This is a genomic window from Mesorhizobium sp. M2A.F.Ca.ET.039.01.1.1 (genome assembly GCF_003998035.1).
In the GTDB taxonomy this organism is placed as follows: domain Bacteria; phylum Pseudomonadota; class Alphaproteobacteria; order Rhizobiales; family Rhizobiaceae; genus Mesorhizobium.
On sequence record NZ_RZRY01000612.1, the window covers coordinates 1 to 3,776 of the forward strand.

Below are 3,776 nucleotides of genomic sequence, written 5' to 3' on the forward strand. Positions count from 1 at the left end.
GACCAGGCTGATAGGAGCTACCGAAATGGCGCAGACACCTTTGGAAATGCGGCAGAAGATGGCGCGTGTGAATCAAGCGTTGGATCAAATGCGGGACACGCTCCCCAACGCCGAGCAAACGCGTTTCGAGCAATACCGTGAGAGCGTGAACGACAAGATGCACGATCGTCTCGCCCGGCTCCAGTTCGAGCAGCAAAAGGGTGCAGGGGGCGCCGGCGAGGCCGCGCCTGAAAGAGATGCGCGCGGCCGCGATTTGCCGAGCCGAGACGATACGCGTCAGCCCGAGACGCCGGGGCGGCAGGCCGAGAAGGCACGACAACGCATTCAGCAGCAGAAGGACGCAGCCAAGCAAAAGGGCCGGCAGGCCGAGGAGCAGGACTGCAAGACACAGCGCAGCCAGGACAACGAATACGAGCGCTAAGCACATGCCTTTCGAACGTGGGCCCGGTTTCGGCAGAAGACATGCTTAATTCAAGCAATTAGACAGGGCGCGTGAGTCCTTTTCAGGCGCCCTGTTTTATGTGCGGCCACCGCGCGCCCCCAAACCCAATGGCCGGGTCTTTGCCGCCTAAAGTCAACTCTTCTCAGCAGAAGCGGAGCTTGTTGGACCACCAACAATGACCGCCGCCGCGCGGTTGTAGGACGGGATCACTCGTCCACGACATCCGGCAATGCTTCCGAGACGACGCTTAAATTGCGATCGAATGTCTCGGGGTCGGCCGACTGGGGGCGGAAAGATTTGGCCTCGGCGAGAATGGCCGCGATCACAGCCTCCTTTTGCGGCGAGATCCTGGTCGCTGCCGCGCGCGCGGCCAGCGCCGAAAAGTCGACAGCCTGCGGCGCAGCGGGCGTGGCCGCCGACGGGAGGAGGCTCGCCTCGACGCCAGCCCTTTGCGGCCCGGGCACGGGACGGCGGGCGATTGGCCGTTCGGCACGTCCGACTTTTGCATCGAACGTCGCACCGCGCTGCAGCCGCGAGTGTGTGATGCCGGAGCGGTAGCGTGGCCCAGCCGGCACGATCGACTGGACGGTTGGGGAGGGGAGGGCAGCGGCGGCAGCGGCTGGTTTGGCGTGCTTTGCGTTCGCCCTTTCCGGGAGTGCCATGAAAGCCCGCTTGGAGAGCTCGCGATCAGCGAAATAGAAATTCCGGGTTGCAAGGATTGCGTTTTCGCCGCGCGGCAGAATGACGACCTTGCTCTTGTCCATGGTGCGGATCTCGTCCGGCCGCATGAGCGGACGACGCACTTGCCTGCTGTGAACGGAGCGCGTGTAATAGGTGTCGAAAAGGCTCGCTTGCGTCCTGGTGACGTCCTTCTGCGGTTCTGACGTTTCGCCTATCTGCTCGGAGACGTAGCGCAGATCGTTGGTGTCCTGGGCGCCAAAGAAGATCTGGACTCGGGCAGCGTTGATGAGCGTTTCGCGGCTTTCCTTGCGGTAGATCTCGTCGACCGATTTGAGCGACTGCACGAAAAACCACATCGGCACGCCGTGGCCGCCAAGGACGGTCGCCATGTCGGTTACCTTCTCAAGCTTGCCGAGGTTCTGAAATTCATCGAGCATTACGAGCACCTGGTGCTCTCCGGGGCGTGGCATGGATTCGGACATGAAGTTCATCATCTGCGTGATGAGCACATTGAATAGCGGGCCGAGCGAAGCCATCTGCTCGCGCCGGAAATCGAGATAGAGCGAGACCCGCTCGCTCTTGAGATTGCGGATGTCGAAGGAGCTGCGCGAGGTTGCCCGCATCAATCGCTCGTTCAGAAAGGGCGCCATGCCGGTGCGCACGCCGGCATAGAGACCGGAAAACTGCTTCTCCGCCATATCGGCGTAGGGCAGCAGCGTCTGAAGCGTGAAATCAGACACTTCATGCCGGCGGGTGTCGCGCAGGCTCGCCAGGAACTCCAAGATCGGCTCATCGGCGCCGTTCATGATCTTAAGGATGGTGGCGAAGCTGCGGTTTTCGTCGGCGATCTGCTGGGACTCCATGACGTAAGAGGCAATGCCGGTAAAGAGGAGGCGGGCATCGTTGACCCAATAGGGATCGGCGTTCGCAGGCGGCCGTGGAAAGAGCGCGGCCGCCATGTTGCGCAGGTCGATGTCCCGCTGCGCCGAATCGAGCGAAATGAAGTCCATCGGATTATAGAAAGCGGTGTTGCCGTCGCGGTCGGCCGGCGCGAAGCGGACGACCTGGCTGAAGGTGGCCCGGTAGCCGGCTGTGGCTTCATAGGTCTCGCCGCGCAGGTCGAGCACGACCAGCGAATGGGGCCACATCAGCGCGTTGGGGATAATCAGCGCCGCGCCTTTGCCCGACCTTGGCGGTCCAATGACGAAGCCGCCGACGTCATCGCCGTCGATCCAAAGTTTCTTGCCGCCGCGAACTCTGGGGCGCGTCAGGCGCAATCTGCCGGTGCGCCGATCGCGGTGCGGGGCAAAGCCGTTGACCAGTCTGCCGCCGGCGCGTCCGATGAAGATGCCCCTCGGCTTCAGCAGGCCGGCTCGGCGAACGTCCGCCATCGACATGAATTTCGCGTCGTTGCGTTTGGGTGGCCGCATCAAGAATGCAATCGCGAGCGGCAGGACGAAACCGAAAGCGGCCGCGGCACCGGCATACTGAAGCTTCGTGAACCTTCCAGCTTTCAGGTCCGCCCAGGCGTAGCCGAAGACTGGTCGCGGGTCTGCGTTGAGACTGTCGAGGAGAAAATGCGATCCGGTCCTGTACCAGTCGGTTGCCGCGTATGCGACCACAAACAGCAACGCGCCCAGCGCCACAGCCATCAAGGCCAGGAAGATCCTGCCAGCGATCTTTTCCATAATGCGACCTCGTCAGATCGTCTCAGCCTTCGTGAACTTGATTTCGCTGATCGATCGGCTTCCGCCTTCGCCGCGCACCATCTGCACGACGACCGGGATCACCTCGCGCAAATAGTCGAGGATCTCGCTGCGAGAGAGCCCGACATTTCCTTGCATGACCATGAGGGCCAGGCGCTCATAGGCCGAACGGGCCGAATTGGCGTGAACGGTTGTCAGCGAACCCGGATGACCGGTGTTGATGGCTTGCAGGAAGGAAAATGTCTCGGCACCGCGTAACTCGCCGAGCAGCAACCGGTCGGGCCGCATGCGCAATGACGCCTCGAGCAGCTGTTGCGGCGTAACCCTGGCAAGGCCCTGGTCACCTTTCGAGGCAAGCAGCGTCACGGTGTTGCCAGTCGCCGGCTTGAGTTCGCGCGTATCCTCGATGGTTATGATGCGCTCATGAGAGGGGATGATTTTCAACAACGCATTGAGGAAGGTTGTCTTGCCGGTCGACGTGCCGCCGGAAACAATGAGCGAGATGCGATTGCGCACCGCATATTGCAGAAATTCCAACGGCGAGGTGTCGTTGAGCATCTCGGCGAGCTGCTTTTCTTCGGCCGAGAGCGCCAGGCCGCTGCCCATCTCGGTGTGTTCGAAGGCGCCCATCTTGGCATAGTCGCCAAGGGTCATGTCCATGATGACTTGCTTGCGGATGGAGATCGCGCCGCCATCGGGTGCTTCCGGCGGCAGCACGCATTGAAAACGCTCGCCTGAGGGAAGCGCCGCCGACAGGACCGGGGTGACTTCGTTGACAACCTGGTTGGTGGCCGAAGCGACGCCAACCGAGACCGAGCGGATCCAGTTTCTGGTGAGCTCGCGTTTGACGACGTGCTCCATCTCCTTTGTACCCAGCCGCTCGATGAAAACTTCGCCGGGTCGGTTGATGGCGATTTCCGAAACCGCTTCTTCCTCCATATAGGGCC

General features: G+C 61.7%; 3 protein-coding genes. 1 reads left to right on the forward strand and 2 read right to left on the reverse strand.

The genetic code is table 11. The features are described 5' to 3' along the window. The coding region (locus EOA24_RS30390) for a hypothetical protein (RefSeq protein WP_210213620.1) at positions 1–421 on the forward strand (421 nt) is incomplete at its 5' end. A gap of 227 nt (positions 422–648) precedes the next feature. Here the strand turns inward: EOA24_RS30390 and EOA24_RS30395 are convergent. Together EOA24_RS30395 and virB11 are read right to left on the reverse strand one after the other, a co-directional pair. Then, positions 649–2,811 carry a type IV secretory system conjugative DNA transfer family protein gene (locus tag EOA24_RS30395; RefSeq protein WP_127410405.1) on the reverse strand — a complete coding sequence of 721 codons (2,163 nt, stop codon included), beginning with the start codon at positions 2,809–2,811 and terminating at the stop codon, positions 649–651. 12 nt (positions 2,812–2,823) lie between these two features. Next, a partial coding sequence (virB11, locus tag EOA24_RS30400) for a P-type DNA transfer ATPase VirB11 (protein ID WP_245501887.1) occupies positions 2,824–3,776 on the reverse strand: 953 nt, incomplete at its 5' end.

Bases quoted from the DNA above. Each gene is read 5' to 3' on its own strand.
- EOA24_RS30395 (WP_127410405.1), bottom strand. From the start codon at position 2,811: ATGGAAAAGATCGCTGGCAGGATCTTCCTGGCCTTGATGGCTGTGGCG.